The sequence below is a fragment of the Pantoea sp. X-Soil-OKNW-713 genome (assembly GCF_059730685.1).
Map to the genome: position 1 here is coordinate 876,304 of NZ_AP035995.1, position 25,181 is coordinate 901,484.

The window sequence follows — 25,181 nt, forward strand, 5'->3', positions numbered from 1 at the left end:
AGCCTCCGATAATCCGCGCTGGGTGGTACAATGCGCGCCATCTTAGCACAGGCAGAAAGGGAGTTGAGTTTGAGTGAATTACCGGTAAGCGAGGTACTGCCTGAGCTGCTGACCGCGCTGGCGCAAGCGCCACAGGTATTACTGGCAGCACCGACCGGCGCAGGCAAATCCACCTGGTTACCGTTGCAGTTGCTGCAACAGGCGCAACTGCCCGGTCGCATCATTATGCTGGAGCCACGGCGGCTTGCCGCGCGCAACGTGGCGCAGCGGCTGGCGGAGCTGCTCGGTGAACAACCGGGCGGCACGGTGGGGTACCGGATGCGGGGTGAAAACTGCTGCGGGGCGAACACCCGGCTGGAGGTGGTCACCGAAGGTATCCTGACGCGCATGTTGCAGCGCGATCCGATGCTGGACGGTGTTTCGCTGGTGATCCTCGATGAATTCCACGAACGCAGTTTGCAGGCCGATCTGGCGTTAGCGCTGTTGCTGGATGTGCAACAGGGGCTGCGCGAGGATCTGAAGATTCTGCTGATGTCGGCGACGCTGGATAATGATCGCCTGCGTGCGCTGCTACCGGACGCCCCCTTTATTGCTTCGGAAGGTCGTAGCTTTCCAGTGACGCGCCGTTTTGCTTCCCTGAATAATCAGCTGCGCTTTGAAAAGGCGGTGGCGCGTGAAGTGGCGCAGTTGTTACGCGAAGAAACAGGTTCATTGTTGCTGTTCCTGCCTGGCGTGGCGGAGATTGAACGGGTGAAACGTGAACTGGAAGCGCGTGTCAGTGAGGATGTCGATCTTTCTCCTTTATATGGTGCGTTGTCACTCGACGCGCAGCGGCGAGCGATCCTGCCGTCCCCGCCTGGGCGTCGCAAAGTGGTGTTGGCGACCAATATCGCGGAAACCAGCCTGACCATTGAGGGCATCCGCCTGGTGGTGGACAGCGCGCTGGAACGTACCGCGCAGTTTGAGGTGCGCAGCGGTGTCACGCGGCTGCAAACCCAACGCATCAGCCAGGCCTCAATGACGCAACGTGCCGGGCGTGCGGGCAGGCTGGAACCGGGGATCTGTCTGCATTTGCTACCGCAGGAGCAGGCGCTCCGGGCGGCGGCACAAAGTGAGCCGGAAATCCTGCATAGCGATCTGGCGGCCCTGCAAATGGATTTGCTGCAATGGGGCTGCCCGGATGTGGGACAACTTCGATGGCTGGATATGCCACCGCCACGTCACCTGCGTGCGGCGCGAACGTTGCTGACCCGGCTGGCGGCGCTGGATGACGCCGGACGCCTGACCGCCGTCGGGCGCAAAATGGCTGAGCTGGGTAGCGATCCGCGTCTGTGCGCCATGCTGTGTGCAGCCGGGCAGGATAAGGATGCCATCGCCAGCGCGGCCTTATTGGTGGCTATTCTCGAGGAGCCGCCGCGTAGCGGCAGCGCCGACCTGCGTGACGCGCTGCATCGTCCTCAATCCAGCTGGCAACGGCGCGCCCGTCAGTGGCAACAGCGCCTCAATGCCAGCGGTGGCAACGTTGATGCCGATCTTTTCCCGGCACTGCTGGCCGCCGGGTTTGCCGACCGCCTGGCCCAGCGCCGTGGCAACAGCGCGCGTTATCAACTGGCGAACGGTATCGGGGCGATGCTGGATGAGCAGGATGGCCTGAGCCGCAGCGAATGGCTGATCGCTCCGTCGCTGTTACAAGGGGCCAGCGCTGCCGATGCGCGCATCTTGCTGGCACTGCCGGTGGATATTGAGGCGTTGCGTCAGCAGCGCCCACAACTGGTCGAGCAGCGTACCGATGTGGAGTGGGATGAAGAGAAAGGCACGTTGCGTGCCTGGCGGCGTGAAGTCTCGGGTGCGCTGGTCCTGAAAGCACAGCCGATGTCACGCCCGGAACCGGAGGTATTGCACGCGGCGATGCTGCGTTGGATCCGTGAGAAAGGTCTGTCGGTGCTGGGCTGGACGCCGGAAGCCGAACAGCTGCGCCTGCGTCTGCACTGCGCCGCACAGTGGTTGCCGGAGGAGGCTTGGCCCGCTTTTGATGACGAGACACTGTTGGAGTCGCTGGAAGCATGGCTGTTGCCGGAGATGGATGGGGTGCGCGACCTGAAGGGGTTGCAGAACGTCAATCTTGTCAGTGCATTATTACATTTGCTGACATGGTCACAACGTCAGCGGCTGGATACTGTGCTGCCAACTCATTACACTGTGCCGACCGGAAGCCGCCTGCCGATTCGCTATGATGCGGAGAAGCCCCCGGCGCTGGCGGTGCGTATTCAGGAGATGTTTGGTGAAGCCAGCAATCCTGCGGTGGCTGAAGGCCGGATACCGTTGGTACTGGAGTTGTTGTCACCGGCGCACCGGCCGTTGCAGATCACCCGTGACCTGGCAGCGTTCTGGCGTGGGGCATATCCTGAAGTGCAGAAAGAGATGAAAGGGCGTTATCCCAAACATCCCTGGCCGGACGATCCGGCCAACGCCTTACCCACGAGGCGGACCAAGAAATTTTCATCGTGACCTCTGGTGACAATTCAGAGGGTTCTGCCATGCGCGGCACGAGAAAGCAGTTAGAGTAACGGCGCAGCCGTAGCTATACCTGGAGAATAACAGCATGTCTGGGAATGATCGCGAACCGATTGGGCGCAAAGGAAAACAGCCCAAACCGCCGCGCAACACCGCGCGTCGGGGTCGCCGCAGGGAACTTGATGATGATATCGATCAGGACGATTTTGATGATGACGAGGAGAGTGAGCCAGTGCCACGCAAAGGTAAAGGAAAGCGCCCGCCGCGCGCGAAACGTCGCTGGTTAGGCTGGTTCATTAAGCTATTTTTGGTTTTTGTCGTGGTGATGGCCGCCTGGGGCGTCTATCTCGACTCGGAAATCCGCAGCCGTATTGACGGTAAAGTGTGGCAACTGCCTGCTGCCGTTTATGGTCGCATGGTCAGTCTTGAGCCGGGCATGGCGTATGACAAAAAAGAGATGATTGCGCTGCTGGAAGGCACGCAGTATCGAGAAGTGTCGCGCATTACCCGCCCTGGTGAGTTCAGCGTCAAAGGCAACACCATCGACCTGCTGCGCCGTCCGTTTGATTTCCCGGACAGCAAAGAAGGCCAGATCCGTGCGCGTATGACGTTCAACGGTGACGAACTGAGCGAGATTAAAAACCTCGAAACCGGACGCGATTTTGGCTTCTTCCGCCTCGATCCGCGCCTGATCACCATGTTGCAATCGCCGAACGGCGAGCAACGTTTGTTCGTGCCGCGTGCCGGTTTCCCGGATCTGCTGGTCGATACGTTGATCGCCACCGAAGACCGCCATTTCTACGAGCATGATGGCATCAGCCCTTACTCGATTGGTCGTGCCTTCCTTGCCAACATTACGGCAGGTAAAGCGGTGCAGGGCGGCAGTACCCTGACGCAGCAGCTGGTCAAAAACCTGTTCCTCACCAACGAGCGTTCGCTGTGGCGTAAAGCGCGTGAAGCCTATATGGCGGTGATCATGGATGCGCGCTACAGCAAAGATCGCATTCTGGAGCTGTACCTCAACGAAGTGTACCTCGGTCAGGCGGGTAACGATCAGATCCGTGGCTTCCCGCTGGCGAGTTTGTACTACTTTGGCCGCCCGGTTGATGAGCTGAGCCTCGATCAACAGGCGATGCTGGTGGGGATGGTGAAAGGCGCATCGCTGTACAACCCGTGGCGTAATCCGCAGCTGGCATTGGAACGTCGTAATCTGGTGCTGCGTTTGCTGCAACAGCAGAAGATCATCGATGAAGATCTGTACAACATGCTGTCGGCGCGCCCATTAGGCGTGCAGCCGAAGGGGGGGGTGATTACCCCGCAGCCCGCCTTTATGCAGATGGTGCGTAACGAGTTGCAGGCGAAACTCGGCGATAAAGTGAAAGATCTCTCCGGCGTGAAGATCTTCACCACACTCGATCCGATTTCGCAGGATGCGGCAGAAAAAGCGGTTGAAGATGGCATTCCGACGCTGAAAAAACAGCGTGGCCTGAAAGATCTGGAAACCGCGATGGTGGTGGTTGACCGCTTCAGCGGTGAAGTGCGGGCGATGGTGGGCGGTTCCGATCCGCAGTTCGCCGGTTACAACCGTGCGTTGCAGGCACGCCGCTCCATCGGTTCGTTGGCTAAACCGGCCACTTACCTGACCGCGTTAAGCCAGCCGAACAGCTACCGTCTGAATAGCTGGATTGCTGATGAACCGATCGCCCTGAAACAACCGAATGGCACGGTGTGGAAGCCGCTCAACGATGATCGTCGCTTCAGTGGCAAAGTGATGCTGGTGGACGCACTGACCAACTCGATGAACGTGCCGACAGTAAACCTGGGTATGACGCTGGGGCTGAACTCGGTGGTCGATACCTGGAGCAAGCTCGGCGTGCCGAAAGACCAGCTCCATCCGGTTCCGGCGATGCTACTGGGTGCGCTTAACCTGACGCCGATTGAAGTGGCGCAGGCGTTCCAGTCCATCGCCAGTGGCGGTAATCGTGCTGAGCTGTCGGCGGTGCGTTCGGTGATTGCCGAAGATGGCACCGTGCTGTACCAGAGCTTCCCACAGGCGCAGCGTGTGGAACCGGCGCAGGCGGCATATCTGACGTTGTACAGCATGCAGCAGGTGGCGGATCACGGTACGGCGCGTGCGCTGGGTGCGCGTTTCCCGAATGCGCATCTGGCGGGTAAAACCGGTACCACGAATGACCTGATCGATAGCTGGTTCGCCGGTATTGACGGCAAAGAAGTGGCGATCACCTGGGTTGGACGCGATAACAACCAGACGACGAAACTGTACGGTGCCAGTGGCGCAATGCAGCTGTATCGCCGCTATCTGGATAACCAGGCACCGATGCCGCTGGTGTTGACGCCGCCGGAAGATATCACTCAGATGAACATCGATTCGGCCGGTAACTTTGTCTGTGGTTCGGGCAGCAGTACCTGGCGCTCACTGCCGGTCTGGACGCTTGATCCTAACTCGCTGTGCCAGCAACAGCAGCAGCAGGTTCAGCAGCAGCAACAGTTGCAACAGCAGCAACAGGAAGAGCAGAAAGACAGCAACGGCGTGGCTGGCTGGATCAAAGAGATGTTTGGCAACAACTAAGTTGCTGAATCTTAAAAAAAGGGTGCTTCGGCACCCTTTTTTATAGATGTGAAAATGAGCGAACGTGCGGCAAACGCACCGCTATCAGGCTTTAAATCTTGCGGATCTTGCGCGATATCGCCTAAAATCCAACCTTTCTAATAATCATTCTCGTTTACATTCGCCTGCGTCGATTACTTTTCGAGAGATTCCTGATATGAATGCGCATTTTCCCTCTGTTGATCCGCGCGGAGCGTCTACCAAACGCCCGATCGCGTTACTGATTTCAATAGCCCTTGGCACCCTGAGCGCGCAAGCGCTGGCTGAAGATACCGTAGTCGTCACCGCTGATGGTGGTTCTGCGGCACCTCAGGAGAGTGCCTGGGGACCGGCCCCGACCATCGCTGCAAAACGCAGTGCCACGGCCACCAAAACCGACACGCCTATCGAGAAGACCCCGCAGTCGGTTTCGGTGGTGACGCAGGAAGAGATGGCGATGCACAATGTCCAGTCGGTCAAACGTGCTTTCAGTTACACCCCAGGGATCAGCGATAACCGTGGCAGCTCGGATGTGATCGATGCTTTCTCGATTCGCGGCTTTAGTGAAGTCAATACCAACCAGTACCTCGATGGCCTGAAATTGCAGGCTGATAACTACTCTGAGTTCGCTATTGATCCTTACTTCCTTGAGCGCGCTGAATTGCTGCGTGGCCCGGCGTCGGTGCTGTACGGCAAAAGCAACCCCGGTGGTGTGGTGTCATTGGTAAGTAAGCGCCCGACCCAGGAAACGCTGCGTGAAGTGCAGTTCCAGATGGGCACCGATAACCGTTTCTCTACCGGTTTTGATTTCGGTGGCGCGCTGGATGACAGTGGCGTCTACAGCTATCGACTGACCGGCCTGGCGCGCAGCCAGGATGCGCAGCAGGAGATGAACAAAGAGAAGCGCTACACGATCGCGCCTTCCTTTAGCTGGCGTCCTGATGCCAATACCCGTTTTGACCTGTTGACCTATTTCCAGAACGAACCGGAAACCGGTTACTACGGCTGGCTGCCGCGTGAAGGTACGGTGGTACCGATCACCCGTGCCGACGGCAGCCAGTTCAAACTGCCGACCAATTTTGATGAAGGCGAACCGAGCAACAAGATTGCGCGCAACACCAAAATGGTGGGTTACAGCTTTGAGCACAGTTTCAACGATACCTGGACGGTGCGCCAGAATCTGCGCTATGCCGACCTGCGTACCGATTATCGCAGCATCTACGGTAGCGGTTACGATCCCTCGATTGAGATGATTAACCGTGGGTATGCGCGTTCCAATGAGAAGCTCAATCAGTTCGCGGTCGACACACAGGCGCAGGCGAAATTCCTGACTGGTGCTGTGGATCATACCCTGTTGATGGGCGTGGATTATCAGCGTACCCGTAACGATATTGATGTGGTATATGCCGGTGCCGAGCCGATTAGCCCGTTCAATCCGCAATACGGCAATGATGCGATGGTGGGGACGCCGTTCCCTTATCAGTACCTGAACCGCCAGGAGCAGACCGGCCTCTACACCCAGGATCAGATGGAGTGGAACCGCTGGGTGCTGACATTGGGTGGCCGCTACGATTACGCCATGACCTCAGCGCTGAACCGTAATGGCAACAGCGAAGAGAAAAACCACGATCAGGCGTTTACCTGGCGTGGGGGGCTGAATTACGTATTTGATAACGGTATCGCCCCGTACTTCAGCTATAGCGAATCCTTTATCCCGACACCGGGCACCACCGCAGACGGGCAGCCGTTTGATCCTTCGCGCGCCAAACAGTATGAAGCCGGGGTGAAATACGTACCGAAAGATCGTCCGATTGTTATCACCGCCGCAGTGTATCAGCTGACCAAAAGCAAGAACCTGACCGCCGATCCGAATAACCTCAACTTCAGCGTGCAGAGCGGTGAGATCCGTTCGCGTGGGGTGGAGCTGGAAGCCAAGGCGGCTCTGACCGCCAATATCAACCTGACGGCGGGCTATAGCTATACCGATGCGGAATACACCCATGATACCGATTTGCAGGGCAAAACCCCGGTACAGGTGCCGAAACAGACCGCGTCATTGTGGAGTGATTACACTTTCCACGAAACCGCACTTTCTGGTCTGACACTGGGGGCCGGCGTGCGCTATACCGGTGCCAGCAAAGGGCTATACAGCAGCGGTGCTAACGAAAACCAAAACTTCGATGTGAAGGGCTATACCGTGGTTGATGCCGCGGTGAAATATGATCTCGCGCGCTTTGGCCTGCCGGGCTCATCACTGGGTATCAACGTCAACAACCTGTTTGATCGCGAATATGTTGCCAGCTGCTATCGCGAATATGCCTGCTACTGGGGCAGCGATCGCCAGATTGTTGGTACTGCAACCTTCCGTTTCTGATAGAAAAGGGCGCATTGTGCGCCCGTAACGCCAGGGATTACCATGCAGCATCCGCACCACGAAGAAACCACCTTTACGCTGGATAACGTCAGTTTTCGCGTGCCGGGACGCACGCTGCTTCATCCGCTCTCATTGACCTTCACGCCGGGTAAAGTCACGGCTTTGATTGGACATAACGGTTCGGGAAAATCCACGCTGCTGAAAATGCTGGGACGCCATCAGGCGGCAAGTGCTGGTCGCGTGTTACTGAACGGCGAAGCGGTAGATCAGTGGGGCAGCAAGGATTTTGCCCGTCAGGTGGCGTATCTGCCGCAGCAGTTACCGGCGGCAGAAGGCATGACGGTGCGCGAGCTGGTGGCGATTGGGCGTTATCCGTGGCACGGGGCGCTGGGGCGTTATGGTCAGGAAGATCGTGACCGTGTAGAAGAAGCGATAGCGCTGGTCGGGCTGAAGCCGTTCGCCGGACGACTGGTGGATAGCCTGTCTGGCGGTGAACGTCAGCGCGCCTGGCTGGCGATGCTGGTAGCGCAAAACAGCCGCTGCCTGCTGTTGGATGAACCCACCTCAGCGCTGGATATTGCCCATCAGGTTGAAGTGCTGGCTTTGATCCAGCGTCTCAGCCAGGAGCGGGGCTTAACGGTGATTGCGGTGCTGCATGATATCAATATGGCGGCGCGTTATTGCGACCGGCTGGTGGCGTTGCGCGGTGGTGAAATGATTGCCGAAGGGGGACCAGAGGTGATCATGCAGGCCGATGTGCTGGGCAGCATTTATGGCATCCCGATGGGGATTCTGCCGCATCCGCAGGGCGGTGCGCCCGTCAGTTTCGTTTACTGAGGCCCGTGATGCTGGATATTTCTCGCCGTCGTTTGCTGGCGGTGCTGGCGTTGTCGCCGCTGATGAAGCTCGCGCCGCTGCACGCGGCGTTGCCGGATACCCAACGCATTCTGGCGCTGGAGTGGTTACCCACGGAGTTGTTGATGGCGCTGGGCGTCGCACCGCTTGGCGTGGCAGACATGGTTAACTATCGGGTGTGGGTGGGGGAGCCGGAACTGCCTGCCACCACCATCGATCTTGGTCTGCGCACCGAACCCAATCTGGAGTTGATGACCCAGCTTAATCCCTCTTTGATTCTGCATTCCAATGGCTATGGTCCCTCTGCCGAAACCTTGTCACGCATCGCGCCCACTATGGGGTTTGATCTGAACAGCGGCGATGGCAAACCGTTAAGTACCGCCAGAAAATCTTTGCATGAATTGGGCGCGCGCATTGGTCGTCAAGCGCAGGCGGTGCAACATTTGCAGTATGTCGATAGCGTGCTGGCGGCAGCGCGTGAGCGGCTAAAACCCTGGGCGGGACGGCCGATTCTGCTGATGTCATTGCTGGACAGCCGTCATGCCATTACCTTCGGCAAAGGCAGCCTGTTCCTGGAAGTGATGGACAATCTTGGTTTGCAAAGCGCCTGGCAGGGTGAAACCAATTTTTGGGGCAGCGCCGTTATCGGGCTGGAGCGTCTGGCGGCGGTAGGGGATGTGCCGGTGATCTGCTTCGACCACGATAATGAGTTGCAGATGCAGGAAGTGATGCGCACGGCATTATGGCAGGCGCTGCCGTTTATCCGTGCCGGGCATTTTCAGCGGGTGCCTGCCGTCTGGTATTACGGTGCCACTTACTCGGCACTGAAATTTATCCGCGTGCTGGAACACGCGCTGGAGTCGCACTGATGCGCAATCGTCTGTTTTCCGTCGCGCTATTGAGTGCGTTGTTCCTGCTGGCGTTGACCTTAACCCTGATCAATTTTCGCCAGGCCTTGCCGATGGCGCAGTGGGCGCAGGCGTTTGTTGCGCCGGACGTCAACAATATCCAACAGGTGGTGTTTCATCACAGCCTGTTGTCGCGTCTGGCGCTGGCGTTGTTGGTCGGGGCCGGATTGGGGCTGGCGGGTTTGCTGTTTCAGCAGGTGCTGCGCAACCCTCTGGCAGAACCTACCACGCTGGGGGTTTCGTCCGGCGCCCAACTAGGCCTGACGGTCGCAACCTTATGGCAACTGCCTGGCGGTGCCGTGACGCAGCAGTTCGCTGCGATGGGCGGTGCAGTTGTGGTTGGTATTCTGGTCTTCGGGGTTGCCTGGGGTAAACGGCTTTCGCCAGTGACCTTGATTCTCGCCGGATTGGTGCTCAGCCTGTACGTTGGTGCGGTCAATCAAATCTTTGCCATCTTTAATCACGACCAGTTGCAGAACATGTTCCTGTGGAGCACGGGCGCGCTCAACCAACTGGATGGTCACAACGTTGCGTTACTGTGGCCGCGTCTGCTGCTGGCCTTTGTGCTGGCGCTGGCGTTGCTGCGTCCACTGACCCTGATGGGCCTGGATGATGGTGTCGCGAAAAACCTCGGGCTGGCACTCTCGCTGGCGCGCGTAGCGGCGCTGGCGCTGGCGATTTTGCTGAGCGCGCAACTGGTTAATGTCGCCGGTATCATCGGCTTTATTGGTTTGTTTGCCCCTCTGCTGGCGAAGATGCTCGGTGGCCGTCGTTTAATCAGCCGGATGCTGCTGTCCCCGCTGATCGGTGCGCTGCTGCTGTGGCTGGCGGACCAATGCGTGTTGTGGCTGACCAACCATTGGCGCGAAGTCTCTACCGGTACGGCAACGGCACTGATCGGCGTGCCGATTCTACTGTGGCTGTTGCCGCGTCTGCGTACCGGTTCGGTGCCTCCACCCCTTAATCAGGGCGATAAAGTGCCTGCCGAACGTCAGGCCGTATTGCGTTGGTGCCTGTGCGGCGTCGTGGTGTTGGCGCTGCTGGGCCTGGTGGGTGTGGCCTTTGGCCGAGATGCGCACGGCTGGGCGTGGGTCAGTGGCGATATGCTGCATCAATTGCTGCCGTGGCGTGCACCGCGCGTGTTGGCCGCCATAATGGTCGGACTGATGCTTGGCGTGGCCGGGGCGTTGATTCAGCGTTTAACCGGTAACCCGATGGCCAGCCCGGAAGTGTTAGGCATTAGTTCTGGTGCCGCCTGTGGCGTGGTGGTGATGCTGTTTTTCGTGCCCGGCAATGCGGTGGCCTGGCTGTTACCGGCAGGTGCGTTGGGCGCAGCGTTGACGCTGTTGACCATTATGTTGGTCGCCAGCCGCGGCGGTTTTTCGCCGGAACGCATGCTACTGGCGGGCATGGCCCTCAATAGTGCCTTTGTGACCTTGCTGATGCTGCTGATGGCGAGCGGTGATCCGCGTATGGGTGGGTTGCTCAGTTGGATCTCTGGTTCGACCTACAACATCACCCTGCATCAGGCATTACAAAGCGCGGTGTGTGCCGTGGTACTGGTGGCATTGGCCCCGTTGGCGAGCCGCTGGTTAACGCTGCTGCCGCTGGGGAGTGCGACGGCGCGTTCGGCAGGGATGGCGCTGACCACTTCGCGGCTCGCCCTGTTGCTGCTGGCGGCCGCATTGACCGCTACCGCGACCTTAACCATTGGACCGTTAAGTTTTGTCGGGTTGATGGCACCGCATATCGTGCGCATGCTGGGCTTCCGCCGTGCCTTACCACAGGTGTTGATGGCCGGTTTGCTCGGCGCGGTGTTAATGGTGTTTGCTGACTGGTGTGGCCGTATGCTGGCGTTCCCGGATCAAATCCCGGCGGGCCTGATGGCCACTTTCTTTGGCGCGCCATACTTTATCTGGCTGCTGAGGCGGGCGTAGCGGCACGATTTATCGCGCGGGTTTTCGACAGAGCAAATCAGGGCACCTTGCGGTGCCCTGATGCATTACAGCTGCGCGAAGCAGCGGCGTGCGGCATCGATGGTGCGCTGAATATCTTCCTGGCTGTGCGCCAGTGACATAAAGCCCGCCTCGAAGGCGGAAGGGGCCAGATAGACGCCTTCCTGCAACATCAGATGGAAGAAACGCTTGAAGCGTTCGACATCGCACTCGGTCACGTCCTGATAGCAGGTCACGCTGTCGGCATCGGTGAAGAACAGGCCAAACATGCCACCAACGTGGTTGATTACCAACGGGATGTTTTCTGCTTGCGCTGCTGCCAGCAAGCCTTCCGCCAGTTGCGTGGTCAGGTCAGTCAGGGTTTGATGGGTGCCGGGCTGGGCAATCTGCGTCAGGCAGGCAAAACCGGCCGCCATTGCAATCGGGTTACCGGACAGGGTTCCTGCCTGGTAGACCGGACCAGTCGGTGCCAGCGCTTCCATGACATCACGACGCCCACCAAATGCGCCCACTGGCATACCGCCACCGATGATTTTACCCAGGCAGGTCAGATCCGGCGTCACCTCGTAGTACGCTTGCGCGCCACCCAGGGCCACACGGAAACCGGTCATCACTTCATCGATAATCAGCAGCGCGCCAAACTCATCACACAATGCGCGCAGGCCCGGCAGGAAGTCCGGTTGCGGCGGAATGCAGTTCATATTACCCGCTACCGGCTCGACGATGATGCAGGCGATATCTGTCGGATACTGTTCAAACGCGCTGCGCACCGAGGCCAGATCGTTATAGTTACAGGTCAGGGTATGTTTGGCGAAATCTGCCGGAACACCTGGCGAGTTCGGCTGACCGAGGGTCAATGCACCGGAACCGGCTTTGACCAGCAGGCAGTCAGCATGGCCGTGGTAGCAGCCTTCAAATTTGATGATTTTGTCGCGATGGGTAAAACCACGCGCCAGACGAATGGCGCTCATGGTGGCTTCAGTGCCGGAGTTGACCATGCGCACCATGTCCATGCTCGGCACCAGTTCGCAGACCAACTGCGCCATTTTGACTTCCATCTCGGTCGGTGCACCGAAGCTCAGGCCACGAGAGGCGGCTTCAATCACCGCGTTGCGGATGGTGGCGTTGTTATGGCCGAGTACCATCGGACCCCAGGATCCGACATAGTCGATATAGGCTTTGCCGTCGGCATCGTACAGATAAGCGCCATCAGCGTGTTCAATGAACAGCGGCACACCGCCTACACCGGTAAATGCGCGCACCGGGGAGTTCACACCGCCAGGGATCAGGCGTTGCGCTTCGGCAAACAGGTTTTCTGACTTACTCATTCTACGGCTCCTGCTGTGTCTTAAAAAAACTCGCGCCATTCTACGGGAAGATAGGCATGAGGTGAAAGGCAGCCGCGCGCTAAAGGCGTATCATCGCTATACTTTAGGGCATAACAGGCGGCACGCAGTGCGAAGGGCAACACTTGATTGCACTGTGCGGCTGGCAGATAATAGCGTGATTGAGGTCGTTTTCTGACCTGGACGTTTACCCGGAGTAAAAGATGAGTGACGATGTAGCAGCACTGCCTTTGCAATTCACCGATGCAGCAGCGAAAAAAGTGAAGAATCTGATCGCGGATGAAGAAAATCCGGAGCTGAAATTGCGTGTTTACATCACCGGTGGTGGCTGTAGCGGCTTCCAGTACGGTTTTACTTTCGACGATCAAATGAACGACGGCGACATGACCATTGAAAAACAGGGCGTGGCGCTGGTGGTGGATCCGATGAGCCTGCAATATCTGGTGGGTGGGTCGGTTGATTACACCGAAGGGCTGGAAGGCTCACGTTTCATCGTGACCAACCCGAACGCCAAAACCACCTGCGGCTGTGGTTCTTCTTTCAGTATCTGATTGCACTGGCCGCCGTTCTGGCGGCCGGTTACCACTCTACCGTCACTAACTGCGATCCTTCGTTGTGCTCCAATGCGCTGTGCATCACCCGTGGTTGGGCGCTAACCTGGCGACCGCAATCAATCGCGGGTAGGGATTGCGTATTGGGACGTGAGATATCACAGCGAGAGAAAATCGTCAGCGAAACGGCAATAGAGCCGGTGGTGGAGGCTGCACCAATCGGTGCAGCGATCACAAGCCCTATGGCCAGTAGCAAAGCTCTGGTCATGTTGAATTCCTGGTGTAGTCAAAATTGCGCTTTGCGCAAAAAGGGCACAGAGCATACGTGGCTGCCGTGCCTTGTTACTTGATTAACGACAATTTTTGCTGATTCTTTAATCAATTTTGGTACTGTTTTTCGCCGGATGAAGCGCCGCACAGAGCTGCTGAGCTGCCAGCAACAGGCGTGGTCCTGGTCGACTCAGCCAGTCATCATTAATGGCAATCACCGGAACCGCCAACTGCGGTTGCCAGAACTGCGCGATACTGGCGGCCTGTGCGGCTTTGCCGCCGATCACTATCGCCTGTGGGTGCCGTGCCAGCACCTGTTCGCGGCTGACCTGCGGCCAGCTCACTGTGCTATCGGCAAAGATATTGCGGCCTCCACACAGTTCAATCACTGCATTTTGCAGTGTATTGCGTGAGGCGGTAAACAACGGTTGTTGTCCAAACTGCAAAAAAATGCGGACCGGCGGTTGCTGCTGGTATTGCTGGCGCAGCTGCATTTCCTGCGCGCGTAACGCCTGAGCCGCATCTTCTGCCTGTTGTGGATGCGGGCTCCAGCGTCGCAGATCCGCCAATGCATCGATCATCTGATCAAGGGTCTGCGGATCGATCCACTCCACCTTAATGCCCAGCCGTTGCAGTTGTTCGACCTGGCGCTGAGGATTGCCACCGCGCCACGCCAGCACCACATCCGGTTTAAGCTGCACAATCCGCTCGATCCTGATGCCTTGCCAGTTTGCCACTTGCTCCAGCGATGCGGCACTGGCGGGATAATCTGACCAGGCGCTGACCGCCACTGGCGTGATACCGGCGGCGAACGCCAGCTCGGTCAGGTGCGGCGCTAAGGTGATAACGCGTGGGGTTGCGGCAAGCAGGCTGCTGCAAAACAGCAGCAGCCCGACAAGCCAGGTCGATTTAACCACGAGCCAGTTGTGCCAGCAGGTTTTCCACCATCAGAGAGGATTGCTTCGCTGCAACGCTGAGGAACTCATCGAAGCTGAGATGCGATTCCTGGTCGGCGACATCAGAGATGGCGCGCACCACCACAAAAGGCACCTTGAATTGATGGCATACATGACCAATCGCAGTGGCTTCCATTTCGACGGCAATCGCCTGTGGGAAGGTGTGGCGAATGCGTGCCAGCGGCTCTGCACCATTAATAAAGGCATCACCGCTCACCACCAGGCCACGCACTGCGTTGAGATCCAGCTGCTTGATCACCTGCTCAGCGGCGGCAATCAGTTTATCATCGGCAATGAACGCCGCCGGGCAACCGGCCATCTGGCCCGGTTCGTAACCGAATGCGGTGACATCTGCATCGTGGTAACGCACTTCGTCGGATACCACGATATCGCCGACTTTCAGCGTTGGTGCCAGACCGCCAGCGGAACCGGTGTTGATGACGACATCCGGCTTGCACAGTTCCAGCAGTAACGTTGTACCCAGTGCTGCTGCGGTTTTACCAATGCCCGATTTCAGCAGGGCAACCTCAACGCCATTCAGCGTGCCAGTGTAAATTTCGCACCCGGCCAGCGTCAGCGTCTGACGGTTTTCAATTTTGTCACGCAGCAGGGTAACTTCCTGCTCCATCGCGCCAATAATGCCTGCTTTCATAAAAGAGTCTCGCTAATGTTGTGGATGTAAACCGCAAAAGTGAGGCATAGTCTATCATGGCTGTCAGAGGAAGAATTCACGAAAAAATAAGGGGTAATTATGGCGACGATCAATTTCAGGAAGAAGATCAGCTTCACCCGCCCCTATACCAGCCGTAAAGATCCCGAAGGGGAATACTTTATTACCCGCCATTTTGAAAGCGATCGTGGGCGTATCATTAATTCGGCCGCGATTCGTCGTCTGCAACAAAAAACCCAGGTCTTTCCGCTGGAGCGGAATGCCGCGGTGCGTTCACGTCTGACCCATTCTCTCGAAGTGCAACAAACCGGACGTTATATCGCGAAAGAAGTGCTGCAAACCCTGAAAACCCAGGGGGGAGGGCTGGCGAAATATGGCCTTGATGAGCTGGAAGGTGCCTTTGAAAGCCTGATTGAGATGGCCTGTCTGCTGCATGATGTTGGCAATCCGCCCTTTGGTCACTTCGGTGAGGCCGCTATCAATGACTGGTTTGATGATAATTTACCGGCTGAATTGGTGGATCCGCTGGTGGCTGGGGTAGAAAACGAGGTGCAGCGGGCCGATTTTGACCGGTTAAATGCAATGATTCGTCAGGATTTGTGCCACTTCGAAGGCAATGCGCAGGCGATTCGCATGGTCCATACCTTGCTACAACTGAACCTCAGTTATGCTCAGGTGGCCTGTATTTTAAAATATACCGCCCCCGCCTGGTGGCAAGGCGATAAACCGGCTGAGTTCAGCGTATTAATGAAAAAGCCGGGTTTTTATTTATCCGAAAGGGAATATGTCGCCGATCTTCGTGCGGCTACCGATATTCCTGAACATCATCGCTATCCGCTGACCTGGATAATGGAAGCCGCTGACGATATTTCTTATTGCATTGCCGATCTCGATGATGCGGTAGAAAAAGACATCTTTAATGTCGACACGCTGTACGATTATTTGCTCAAAGCCTGGGGGCCGGTAAAACCTGGTGATGCATTCAGCCGCACCATTGGTGAAGCGTGGAAAGAAGCCTGCCAGAAGAAATGGCGCACCAAAGGCGACCAGTTTTTTATGGCGCTACGTGTTAACGTGCAAAACGTGTTAGTCAGTCATGCCGTACGGCGCTTTATCGATAACTTACCGGCTATTTTTACAGGGAATTTTAATCATGCTCTGCTGGAGGATGATGGTGAGGAAGGGCGCCTGTTGATGTTATTTAAAACGGTTGCGCGCCAGCAGGTGTTTAATCATCCCGAAGTCGAACAACTGGAATTGCAAGGCTATCGTGTCATTAAAGGGTTACTGGAAATTTATCAGTCATTAATGTTGCTCGATTATGAGCAGTTTACCACCCTGATGAATGATGATTTCTTAGCCAAACATCCGATTGAGACTCGCCTGTTTCATAAACTATCCGGGAAACATCGCAAAGCTTATCAGCAAAAAATGCGAACCTTAATTGTGGCGCATAAATATGAACGCCTGCTGTGGGAACGCTATTATCGTTCACGCCTGATTCAGGACTATATCAGCGGAATGACGGATCTTTATGCCTGGGATGAGTACCGCCGTTTGATGGCGGTAGAATAAGAGAAGTTTTGTAAAGACGAAGAATAATTTTTTACTTTTACCCAAAACTTTATCAGGAACTTCGCGCTTACAATTTAATCTCATCATCACGACCACAGCAATGGTCCGGACGTAAATCTTATATGAGACACAGATGAATGAAAAAAAGCACATTAATGTTAAGTGCACTGGCACTTAGTCTTGGCATGGCGTTAAGCCCTGTCAGTGTTTTCGCGGCGGAGACAGCTTCTTCCTCCAGCCAACAGCTGCCCAGCCTGGCACCGATGCTGGAAAAAGTGATGCCTTCCGTGGTGAGTATCAGCGTGGAAGGGAGCACCACGGTGAAGACGCCGCGTATGTCGCAGCAATTCCAGCAGTTCTTTGGTGATAACTCACCGTTCTGCCAGGACGGTTCGCCGTTCCAAAGCTCACCGATGTGCCAGGGGGGTGGTGGTGATAACAGCGGCGGCGGTGATAACACTCAGCAGGAGAAATTCCGCGCGTTGGGTTCTGGCGTGGTGATCAATGCTGATAAAGGCTACGTGGTGACTAACAACCATGTGGTTGAAAATGCGACAAAAATCCAGGTGCAGTTGAGTGACGGACGCCGTTATGATGCGAAAGTCATTGGTAAAGATCCGCAGTCGGATATTGCGCTGATCCAGCTGAAAGATGCGAAAAACCTGACGGCGATTAAGATTGCCGATTCAGATAACCTGCGCGTGGGCGATTACACCGTAGCGATCGGTAACCCCTATGGTCTGGGCGAAACCGTGACTTCGGGTATCGTTTCAGCACTGGGTCGCAGCGGCCTGAACGTTGAGAACTATGAAAACTTTATCCAGACCGATGCTGCGATCAACCGTGGTAACTCGGGTGGTGCGTTGGTGAACCTTAACGGTGAACTGATTGGTATCAACACCGCGATCCTGGCTCCGGACGGCGGTAACATCGGTATTGGTTTTGCCATCCCGAGTAATATGGTGAAAAACCTCAGTGCGCAGATGGTCGAGTATGGCCAGGTGAAACGCGGTGAGCTGGGGATCATGGGTACCGAGCTGAACTCCGAGCTGGCGAAAGCGATGAAAGTCGATGCGCAGCGTGGTGCCTTTGTAAGCCAGGTTCTGCCGAATTCCGCTGCCGCGAAAGCGGGCATTAAAGCCGGTGATGTGGTGGTGTCGATGAATGGCAAACCGCTGACCAGCTTCTCAGCACTGCGTGCTGAAGTCGGTTCACTGCCGGTTGGCACTAAGCTGCAACTCGGTCTGCTGCGTGACGGCAAACCAGTAAGCGTCACTGTGGAGTTGCAGCAGAGCACTCAGGATAAAGTACAGTCCGCTACGATCTATACCGGCATTGAAGGTGCAGATCTGAGTAATGTCGACAGCAACGGCCAGAAAGGCGTGCGAGTTGATAGCGTGAAACCGGGCAGTGCCGCGGCGCGGATCGGCCTGAAAAAAGGCGATGTGATTCTCGGTGTGAACCAGCAGTCGGTGGCGAATCTGGGCGAACTGCGCAAGATCCTCGACACCAAACCTTCGGTACTGGCGTTGAATGTCCAGCGCGGCGACAACAGCCTGTACCTGCTGATGCAGTAATCTCTTGTAGCTAAGCAAAGGCGGACTTCGGTCCGCCTTTTTTATGCAGAAAATGTAACGACGCGATTTAACGCGCGGTTTTGCACCTGGTGCCAAAATTCGCACGATAAATCGTGCCGCCACAAGCATCACAGATGTGACCTCCCCCGCAATTCCCGCAATCTCTATCCGGCTATGTGCAGTTGCACAATGCCAGCCGTTAAGCGGGCGCGTATTCTGTCGGCAGTTCCTTTTATCTGGAGTGATTAATGGCCACCTATCATCTTGATGCGCGACTGGCTCAGGACATTGTTGCCCGCACCATGAAAATTATTGACAGCAATGTCAACGTGATGGATGCCCGTGGCCGCATCATTGGCAGTGGCGACCGCGAGCGTATTGGCGAATTGCACGAAGGTGCGCTGCTGGTACTGTCGCAGGGCAGGGTTGTAGACATCGATGAAGCGGTGGCTAAGCATCTGCATGGTGTACGCCCGGGGATTAACTTGCCGCTGCGTATTGATGGTGAAATCGTAGGTGTAATCGGTCTGACCGGGCAACCCGTAGCGTTACGGCATTACGGTGAACTGGTTTGCATGACCGCAGAGATGATGCTGGAACAGGCACGGCTGCTGCATATGCTGGCGCAGGATAGCCGCCTGCGCGAGGAGTTGGTTCTCAACCTGGTACGCAGCGAAACCCTGTCACCGGCGTTGAGCGAATGGGCGCAACGGCTGGGTATCGATCTTAATCAACCGCGTGTGGTTGCGGTGGTCGAGGTGGACAGCGGGCAACTTGGTGTCGATAGCGCCATGTCGGAATTGCAGCAACTGCAAACGCTGCTGACTACCCCCGAGCGCGATAACCTGATTGCCATTGTCTCGCTCACCGAAATGGTGGTACTGAAACCGGCACTGAATGCGCATGGTCGCTATGATCAGGACGATCATCGGCGTCGGGTTGAGCAGTTATTACAACGTATGAAAGAGAGCGGGCATCTGCGCATGCGTATTGCGCTGGGGAACTATTTTACCGGTCCCGGCAGCATCGCACGTTCCTATCGTACCGCCCGTACCACCATGATGGTCGGCAAACAGCGTATGCCGGAACAACGCAGCTATTTCTATCAGGATTTGGTGTTGCCGGTACTGCTCGATAGCTTACGCGGTGGCTGGCAGGCCAATGAGCTGGCCCGACCGCTGGCGAAACTGAAAAATATGGATAGCAATGGTTTGCTGCGGCGTACCTTAATCGCCTGGTTCAGCCATAACGTACAACCCAGCGCTACGGCGCGTGCGCTGTTTATCCATCGTAATACGCTGGAATATCGTCTGAATCGTATCTCGGAACTCACCGGGTTGAATCTCGGCAACTTTGACGATCGCCTGTTATTGTACGTGGCATTGCAACTTGATGAGCAGGGCGGATGAAACGGGCTGGGATACTGGCGTTCGCGCTATGGGTATGTAGCGGTTTTAGCCAGGCGACTGAGCTGGCTTTTCTCTCGCTGAGTGATTTACAGCAGGTTAAGCAACAACTGGCGCAGCACCGGGCTGCGTCGCCAACGCTGGCGGCGTGGCAACAATTACAGCGGGAAGCGCAACAGGCGTTGAAGCATCCTGATCCCAGCGTCATTGATAAAGGGCTGTTACCGCCAGGCGGTTCGAAGCATGACTATCTCAGTCTGAGCGCCTATTGGTGGCCAGACGCGTCACAACCCGCTGGCCTGCCGTGGCTGCGACGCGACGGTATGGTGAATCCAGCCAGCAAAAATGATCAGAGCGATGGTGTCCGGTTGGCACGCTTTAGCGCTGATGTGCAGGCACTGACGCTTGCCTGGTACTTCTCCGGTGAGCAGCGTTATGCCGATAAAGCACAGTCGCTGGTGCGCCACTGGTTTATCGATCCTGCCAGTCGAATGAATCCCAACCTTAACTTTGCGCAGGGTGTCCCTGGGATAGCGGATGGGCGTCATACCGGGGTGCTCGACGGGCGCTATTTTGCGACCCGAGTAGTGGATGCCTTGCAGTTACTGAGAACCTCTCCAGGTTGGCAAGCGGCCGATCAGCAGGGGGTAGAACGCTGGTTTCGCGACTATCTGCATTGGTTACAGCATAGCCCGCTCGCACAACAGGAAGCGGCAGCGCCCAATAATCACGGTAGCTGGTACTGTACCCAGCTGGCGGGCATCGCCTGGTATCTTGGGGATAATGCTGCGGTGCGGGCGATGGTGACCCTGGCGCGTGGAAAAATTGATCAACAGATCCGGGCCGATGGCAGCCAACCCTATGAACTGGCGCGCACCCGATCTTTTCATTACAGCTATTTTAATTTGCAGGCGCTGACCGCCCTCGCGCAGTTGGCACAGAAAAGTGGCAACGGTGATCTCTGGCATTATCAGAACGCACAGGGCGGATCGTTACTCGCCGCGTTGGCGGCGCTCGCCCCTTATAGCGATCCGGTTAAACCCTGGCCGTGGAAAAACCGCGATCGTGTCAGCCAGAGGATCATTCCTTTGTTGTCGTTGGCGGATAACAGTTTGCACCAAACGCGCTGGGAATCCGCCATCGCCCGCACTGACTGGACCGCCTTTAGCGGTTCAGCGCGCGGGGCTGTAGAGCAGGCGCAGCGTGATACCTGGTTGATTTCGTTGCCTTATGGGCAGAAAAAAGGCCAGCAATAGCTGGCCTGAGAAAAGCGTGAGGCGAAATTAACGACCGTTGCGAGTCAGTTTATCGAGGTCGGATTCAATCTCAGCGATCTTATTAGACACCACGTTTTCCAGATGACGCAGATCGGCCAGGATTTTGCGTTTCAGATCGACTTCAACCTGATCACGCTGGCAAATCTGATCCAGCTCATCAATCACATAACGCAGGTTAGGGCTGATTTCCTGAACTTCTTTGTAACCCTGGCTGCTGTGGTCGGCAACCACGGTTTTGCGCTGACGTGGGTATTTGAACTTCACGCTTTTCGCGAAGAACTCACCTTTATCTTTGCGGAAATAGATTTTCAGGATGTCGTTATTGGCTTCCTGACGCAGGCTGTAACGGTCAATGTCTTCAGGGGTGCTGATACCTAAGCTTTTCAGGTTGTCATACATAGCTTTATATTCCATCAAAAGTGGGGGGAGCGCGCAGGACTATCATCATTCGGGATGCGGCTAAAACGCAGCAACCAGCTTAATCAACTGTAGACAAAAATCGGGATGAATATCGCGCGGCCTGAGTTAACTGGCGCGGATTATGACCTGTTTGAAAAATAAACGCACTTGTTAATTCGCGGTGAGAAACAGGTTGTTTGGCAGGCAGTGTAAAGAAAAAATTACGGGCCTGATTACAGACCCGTCGGATTAGTTAATTTAAGGCAAATTCGCCTTAGTCGATGGTGCGCAGCAGCTCGTTAATACCGACTTTGCCACGGGTTTTCGCATCAACTTTCTTCACGATGACCGCGCAGTACAGGCTGTAGCTGCCATCTTTAGAAGGCAAGTTGCCTGAAACTACGACTGAGCCAGCCGGTACGCGACCGTAATGCACTTCGCCAGTTTCGCGGTCATAGATTTTGGTGCTCTGGCCGATGTAGACGCCCATTGAAATCACGGAACCTTCTTCCACGATTACGCCTTCAACGATTTCTGAACGCGCACCGATAAAGCAGTTGTCTTCGATGATGGTCGGGTTAGCCTGGAGCGGCTCCAGAACACCGCCGATGCCGACGCCACCAGACAGGTGAACGTTTTTACCGATCTGCGCGCAGGAACCTACGGTTGCCCAGGTATCAACCATTGAACCTTCGTCAACGTAAGCACCGATGTTCACGTAAGAAGGCATCAGCACGGTATTGCGGGCGATAAATGCGCCCTGACGCACAGCTGCCGGAGGAACAACGCGGAAACCTTCTTTCTTGAAGCGCGCTTCGTCCCAGTTGGCGAATTTCATCGGGACTTTGTCGTAGAAACGGGTTTCTGCGCCTTCCATTACCTGGTTGTCATTGATGCGGAACGACAGCAGAACTGCTTTCTTCAGCCACTGATGCGTTACCCACTCACCGTTGATCTTTTCCGATACGCGCAGTTCACCGCTGTCCAGCAGACCGATGACCTGGTTGATGGCTTCACGAGTGACGCTGTCCACGCTGGTTGGCGTGATATCGGCGCGGCGCTCAAAGGCAGATTCAATAACGCTCTGTAACTGTTGCATGATTAATTCCTGATTCTGTCATACTAAATTGATTGTTTAAGGCAGATTCCGTAGCGGCGCGATTTATCGCGCAGGTTTATCCAAACCTGAAAATGCCTGAGAACAGCGCGATAAATCGCGCCGCTACAAATTCGTGCAAGCACGCGATAATAAATCGATTGCGGTCACACTTTATCGTTTGGATTAAGGGCCTCTGTCAACCGTTGTTGCAATACATTGCGCATTTCGGCATCAAGCGCTCGGCGCTCGCTGTTCGCGAGGATGAAAAGATCCTCAACCCGTTCGCCAATTGTACTGATACGTGCGCCATGAAGCGAGACACCTAAATCTGCAAAAACTTCACCGACGCGCGCCAGCAGGCCTGGCTGATCGAGGGCGATCAATTCCAGATAGCTGCGGCGATCGGTATGCGTGGGCAGGAAGTTGACTTCGGTTTCCACGCTGAAGTGCTTCAGTCGCGATGACTGACGGCGCACGCGCGGCGGCACCCATTGTGTTTGGGTGATCGCCTGCTCCAGCGCCTGAATGATCATCGGGTGACGATCGGATGCCAACGGGCTGCCATCCGGCTCCAGCACAATAAAGGTATCCATTGCCATACCGTCACGGCTGGTAAAGATCTGCGCGTCATGCACGCTGAGATTGCGGCGATCGAGTTCACCCGCCACAGCAGCAAACAGATATGGACGATCGGGACTCCAGATAAAAATCTCAGTTCCGCCGCGCGTTGCCTGCGGGCTGACCAGCACCAGCGGTTTGCTCAAATCGTGGTTGATCAGATGTCGCGCATGCCATGCCAGCTGATTAGGGGTGTGGCGCAGGAAATAGTCGGAACGGCAGCGGCTCCAGATATGTTGCAGTCGCTCTTCGTCGAGGTTCTCCATTCGCAGCAGCGCCAGCGCCTGCAAGCGATGATGACGGACACGCTCGCGCAGATCCGGGCTGTTTTCCATGCCGCGACGCAGCTGTTTTTCCGTGGCGAAGAACAGTTCGCGCAGCAGGCTCTGCTTCCAGCTGTTCCACAAGCTTTCGTTGGTGGCGCAGATGTCTGATACCGTTAAGCACACCAGGTAGCGCAGGCGGTTTTCGTTCTGCATTACCTCTGCGAATTGCTGAATGACGGTAGGATCCTGAATATCGCGGCGCTGGGCGGTGACCGACATCAGCAGGTGATGACGCACCAGCCAGGCAACCAACTGCGTTTCCCGTGAGTTCAGACCATGTAATTCAGCGAAATCGAGGGCATCCTGCGCACCTAAAATCGAGTGATCGCCGCCACGCCCTTTGGCGATGTCATGCAACAGCGCCGCCATCAGCAGCAGTTCCGGCTGTGGCAGACGCGGCCAGAGTTCTACGCACAGCGGGTGCATCGGACGTGTCGCTTCGTCAGCAAAGCTCTCCAGTTTCTGCAACACGCGGATGGTATGTTCATCCACCGTGTAAGCATGGAACAGGTCAAACTGCATCTGACCGACGATATTGCCCCACAGCGGCGTATAAGCCCAAAGCACGCTGTGACGATGCATCGGCACCAACGCACGGCTCACCGCGCCGGGATGGCGCAGAATCGCCATGAAGGTCTGACGCGCCTCGGCGATCTGGCACAACGGTTGTTTGAGATGGCGGCGGGCGAAACGCAGCTGACGTAAGGTGGTGGAGTAAATGCCTTTGATGTTTTCGTTGCGTACCATCACGTAAAACATACGCATAATCGCCTGAGGCTCACGTTCAAATAACGTGGGATCACGCAGGTCGATCAACTCGCCACGCAGTTGGAAGTCGTCATCGATGTTACGCGGCTTTTCGGTGGCGGAAAGGCCGAGGATCGCCTCATCAAACAGTTGCAGCAGCATCTGATTTAACTCGCCAATGCGGCGCGTGACCCGGTAAAAATCTTTCATCATGCGCTCAACCGGCTCGTTACCTTCGCCGAGATAGTTGAGACGCTGCGCCACATTCAGCTGGCGATCAAACAACAGGCGGTTATCGTAACGCGTCAGCGTCAGATGCAACGCGAAGCGGATGCGCCAGAGAAACTCCTGACATTCATTAAGTTCATTACGCTCGGCTTCAGTGAGAAAGCCAAAGCCAACCATTTCATCAAGGGTGGTGGCACCAAAGTGGCGGCGAGCCACCCATTGCAGCGTATGAATATCCCGCAGACCGCCGGGGCTGCTTTTGATATCCGGCTCGAGGTTGTAGCTGGTGCCGTGGTAGCGTTTATGGCGCTCTTGCTGCTCTTCAATTTTGGCGGCGAAGAAGCGTGATGATGGCCAGAAACCATCGCTAAAGATGTTTTTTTGCAGCTCAAGAAATAATGCGACGTCGCCGGTCAGCATGCGCGATTCAATCAGGTTGGTGGCGACGGTCAAATCCGACAGCCCCTCCAGCAGACACTCCTCGAGCGTACGCACGCTGTGGCCGACTTCGAGCTTGAGATCCCACATCAGCGTGAGCAACTCACTGGTGCGTTGTGCGGCATGCTCGTCCAGCGGGCGGCGGCTCAGGATCAGCACATCAATGTCCGACAGCGGATGCAGTTCGCCACGGCCATACCCGCCCACCGCCAGCAGGGCGATCTCTTTCATCTGATCAAAGCCAAAGAAGCGCCATAAGCGGCGCAGCAGCCGATCAATAAACAGGGTACGCGCATCAATCAGGGATTCGACATCGGTACCGGCATCAAACGCCGTCCCCATATGCTGCTGAAATTGTTCGAGATAGAGTTTGAGTTTCTCGCGGGTCAGGGCTTCATCAGGCCAGTCGGCTGGGGAATCGGTCAGGCCTTTGTGTACTGCTTCGGTCACGCTACCACTCATCGACATCGTCTCTTCTTCGCGC

General features: G+C 56.2%; 18 protein-coding genes. 11 read left to right on the forward strand and 7 right to left on the reverse strand.

The annotated features are described in order from the left end of the window. Nucleotides 1-30: 30 nt before the first annotated feature. The 6 genes from hrpB to fhuB all read left to right on the forward strand — a co-directional run bounded on the left by hrpB (nucleotide 31) and on the right by fhuB (nucleotide 11,196). Nucleotides 31-2,508, forward strand: a complete 2,478-nt coding sequence (hrpB, locus tag AC6I8R_RS03910) for an ATP-dependent helicase HrpB (RefSeq protein ID WP_497831930.1) — start codon at nucleotides 31-33, stop codon at nucleotides 2,506-2,508. A 94-nt stretch (nucleotides 2,509-2,602) separates the two neighbouring features. Further along, nucleotides 2,603-5,104, forward strand: coding sequence for a bifunctional glycosyl transferase/transpeptidase (gene mrcB, locus AC6I8R_RS03915; RefSeq protein WP_415174580.1), 2,502 nt, complete (start codon nucleotides 2,603-2,605; stop codon nucleotides 5,102-5,104). Between the two features lie 196 nt (nucleotides 5,105-5,300). Beyond that, nucleotides 5,301-7,496: a ferrichrome porin FhuA gene (gene fhuA / locus AC6I8R_RS03920; protein ID WP_497831931.1), complete on the forward strand. Its 2,196-nt coding sequence runs from the start codon at nucleotides 5,301-5,303 to the stop codon at nucleotides 7,494-7,496. A 42-nt stretch (nucleotides 7,497-7,538) separates the two neighbouring features. Continuing rightward, nucleotides 7,539-8,333, forward strand: a complete 795-nt coding sequence (gene fhuC, locus AC6I8R_RS03925; RefSeq protein WP_021184681.1) for a Fe3+-hydroxamate ABC transporter ATP-binding protein FhuC — start codon at nucleotides 7,539-7,541, stop codon at nucleotides 8,331-8,333. A gap of 8 nt (nucleotides 8,334-8,341) precedes the next feature. Beyond that, on the forward strand, nucleotides 8,342-9,220 hold the full coding sequence (fhuD, locus tag AC6I8R_RS03930) for a Fe(3+)-hydroxamate ABC transporter substrate-binding protein FhuD (RefSeq protein ID WP_497831932.1): 879 nt from the start codon (nucleotides 8,342-8,344) through the stop codon (nucleotides 9,218-9,220). Next, nucleotides 9,220-11,196, forward strand: a complete 1,977-nt coding sequence (gene fhuB / locus AC6I8R_RS03935) for a Fe(3+)-hydroxamate ABC transporter permease FhuB (protein ID WP_021184679.1) — start codon at nucleotides 9,220-9,222, stop codon at nucleotides 11,194-11,196. Before fhuD ends, fhuB begins: the two co-directional genes overlap by 1 nt. 65 nt (nucleotides 11,197-11,261) lie before the next feature. Here fhuB and hemL read toward each other — a convergent pair whose 3' ends face one another. Then, nucleotides 11,262-12,542 carry a glutamate-1-semialdehyde 2,1-aminomutase gene (gene hemL, locus AC6I8R_RS03940; RefSeq protein WP_497831933.1) on the reverse strand — a complete coding sequence of 427 codons (1,281 nt, stop codon included), beginning with the start codon at nucleotides 12,540-12,542 and terminating at the stop codon, nucleotides 11,262-11,264. Nucleotides 12,543-12,763: 221 nt separating this feature from the next. Here hemL and erpA point away from each other — a divergent pair, with 221 nt between their 5' ends. Continuing rightward, nucleotides 12,764-13,111, forward strand: a complete 348-nt coding sequence (gene erpA, locus AC6I8R_RS03945; RefSeq protein ID WP_013507930.1) for an iron-sulfur cluster insertion protein ErpA — start codon at nucleotides 12,764-12,766, stop codon at nucleotides 13,109-13,111. A 28-nt stretch (nucleotides 13,112-13,139) separates the two neighbouring features. On the opposite strand, the gene AC6I8R_RS03950 is transcribed toward erpA, so the two are convergent. The 3 genes from AC6I8R_RS03950 to mtnN all read right to left on the reverse strand — a co-directional run bounded on the left by AC6I8R_RS03950 (nucleotide 13,140) and on the right by mtnN (nucleotide 14,989). After that, nucleotides 13,140-13,379 (reverse strand): hypothetical protein, encoded by a 240-nt coding sequence (locus AC6I8R_RS03950; RefSeq protein ID WP_208724832.1) that lies wholly within the window; start codon nucleotides 13,377-13,379, stop codon nucleotides 13,140-13,142. Nucleotides 13,380-13,485: 106 nt separating this feature from the next. After that, nucleotides 13,486-14,298, reverse strand: coding sequence for a vitamin B12 ABC transporter substrate-binding protein BtuF (gene btuF / locus AC6I8R_RS03955; RefSeq protein WP_415174584.1), 813 nt, complete (start codon nucleotides 14,296-14,298; stop codon nucleotides 13,486-13,488). Next, entirely contained in the window at nucleotides 14,291-14,989 is a 699-nt protein-coding gene (gene mtnN, locus AC6I8R_RS03960; protein WP_021184675.1) for a 5'-methylthioadenosine/S-adenosylhomocysteine nucleosidase, read from the reverse strand. Before mtnN ends, btuF begins: the two co-directional genes overlap by 8 nt. Before the next feature lie 99 nt (nucleotides 14,990-15,088). Here mtnN and dgt point away from each other — a divergent pair, with 99 nt between their 5' ends. The 4 genes from dgt (at nucleotide 15,089) to AC6I8R_RS03980 (ending at nucleotide 20,821) form a co-directional block, all read left to right on the forward strand. Beyond that, nucleotides 15,089-16,582: a dGTPase gene (dgt, locus tag AC6I8R_RS03965; protein WP_021184674.1), complete on the forward strand. Its 1,494-nt coding sequence runs from the start codon at nucleotides 15,089-15,091 to the stop codon at nucleotides 16,580-16,582. Between the two features lie 137 nt (nucleotides 16,583-16,719). Beyond that, complete coding sequence (degP, locus tag AC6I8R_RS03970; protein WP_036626616.1) at nucleotides 16,720-18,159, forward strand: serine endoprotease DegP; 1,440 nt, start codon at nucleotides 16,720-16,722, stop codon at nucleotides 18,157-18,159. A gap of 248 nt (nucleotides 18,160-18,407) precedes the next feature. Next, nucleotides 18,408-19,568 carry a CdaR family transcriptional regulator gene (locus AC6I8R_RS03975; RefSeq protein ID WP_208724836.1) on the forward strand — a complete coding sequence of 387 codons (1,161 nt, stop codon included), beginning with the start codon at nucleotides 18,408-18,410 and terminating at the stop codon, nucleotides 19,566-19,568. Then, the gene (locus tag AC6I8R_RS03980) at nucleotides 19,565-20,821 is read left to right on the forward strand and encodes an alginate lyase family protein (RefSeq protein ID WP_497831934.1); all 1,257 of its coding nucleotides are present in this window, start codon (nucleotides 19,565-19,567) and stop codon (nucleotides 20,819-20,821) included. Before AC6I8R_RS03975 ends, AC6I8R_RS03980 begins: the two co-directional genes overlap by 4 nt. A 27-nt stretch (nucleotides 20,822-20,848) precedes the next feature. Here the strand turns inward: AC6I8R_RS03980 and AC6I8R_RS03985 are convergent, their stop codons facing one another. The 3 genes from AC6I8R_RS03985 to glnD all read right to left on the reverse strand — a co-directional run bounded on the left by AC6I8R_RS03985 (nucleotide 20,849) and on the right by glnD (nucleotide 25,159). Then, complete coding sequence (locus AC6I8R_RS03985; protein WP_021184671.1) at nucleotides 20,849-21,241, reverse strand: DUF3461 family protein; 393 nt, start codon at nucleotides 21,239-21,241, stop codon at nucleotides 20,849-20,851. A 274-nt stretch (nucleotides 21,242-21,515) separates the two neighbouring features. Next, on the reverse strand, nucleotides 21,516-22,340 hold the full coding sequence (dapD, locus tag AC6I8R_RS03990; protein ID WP_013507939.1) for a 2,3,4,5-tetrahydropyridine-2,6-dicarboxylate N-succinyltransferase: 825 nt from the start codon (nucleotides 22,338-22,340) through the stop codon (nucleotides 21,516-21,518). A gap of 164 nt (nucleotides 22,341-22,504) precedes the next feature. Beyond that, nucleotides 22,505-25,159 (reverse strand): bifunctional uridylyltransferase/uridylyl-removing protein GlnD, encoded by a 2,655-nt coding sequence (glnD, locus tag AC6I8R_RS03995; RefSeq protein ID WP_497830662.1) that lies wholly within the window; start codon nucleotides 25,157-25,159, stop codon nucleotides 22,505-22,507. Between the last annotated feature and the right edge of the window lie 22 nt (nucleotides 25,160-25,181).

Bases quoted from the DNA above. Each gene is read 5' to 3' on its own strand.
- fhuD (WP_497831932.1), top strand. From the start codon at position 8,342: ATGCTGGATATTTCTCGCCGTCGTTTGCTGGCGGTGCTGGCGTTGTCG.
- glnD (WP_497830662.1), bottom strand. From the start codon at position 25,159: ATGAGTGGTAGCGTGACCGAAGCAGTACACAAAGGCCTGACCGATTCC.
- hrpB (WP_497831930.1), top strand. From the start codon at position 31: ATGCGCGCCATCTTAGCACAGGCAGAAAGGGAGTTGAGTTTGAGTGAA.
- AC6I8R_RS03985 (WP_021184671.1), bottom strand. From the start codon at position 21,241: ATGTATGACAACCTGAAAAGCTTAGGTATCAGCACCCCTGAAGACATT.
- AC6I8R_RS03975 (WP_208724836.1), top strand. From the start codon at position 18,408: ATGGCCACCTATCATCTTGATGCGCGACTGGCTCAGGACATTGTTGCC.
- fhuA (WP_497831931.1), top strand. From the start codon at position 5,301: ATGAATGCGCATTTTCCCTCTGTTGATCCGCGCGGAGCGTCTACCAAA.
- dgt (WP_021184674.1), top strand. From the start codon at position 15,089: ATGGCGACGATCAATTTCAGGAAGAAGATCAGCTTCACCCGCCCCTAT.
- dapD (WP_013507939.1), bottom strand. From the start codon at position 22,340: ATGCAACAGTTACAGAGCGTTATTGAATCTGCCTTTGAGCGCCGCGCC.
- AC6I8R_RS03950 (WP_208724832.1), bottom strand. From the start codon at position 13,379: ATGACCAGAGCTTTGCTACTGGCCATAGGGCTTGTGATCGCTGCACCG.
- mtnN (WP_021184675.1), bottom strand. From the start codon at position 14,989: ATGAAAGCAGGCATTATTGGCGCGATGGAGCAGGAAGTTACCCTGCTG.
- erpA (WP_013507930.1), top strand. From the start codon at position 12,764: ATGAGTGACGATGTAGCAGCACTGCCTTTGCAATTCACCGATGCAGCA.
- fhuB (WP_021184679.1), top strand. From the start codon at position 9,220: ATGCGCAATCGTCTGTTTTCCGTCGCGCTATTGAGTGCGTTGTTCCTG.
- AC6I8R_RS03980 (WP_497831934.1), top strand. From the start codon at position 19,565: ATGAAACGGGCTGGGATACTGGCGTTCGCGCTATGGGTATGTAGCGGT.
- mrcB (WP_415174580.1), top strand. From the start codon at position 2,603: ATGTCTGGGAATGATCGCGAACCGATTGGGCGCAAAGGAAAACAGCCC.
- degP (WP_036626616.1), top strand. From the start codon at position 16,720: ATGAAAAAAAGCACATTAATGTTAAGTGCACTGGCACTTAGTCTTGGC.
- hemL (WP_497831933.1), bottom strand. From the start codon at position 12,542: ATGAGTAAGTCAGAAAACCTGTTTGCCGAAGCGCAACGCCTGATCCCT.
- fhuC (WP_021184681.1), top strand. From the start codon at position 7,539: ATGCAGCATCCGCACCACGAAGAAACCACCTTTACGCTGGATAACGTC.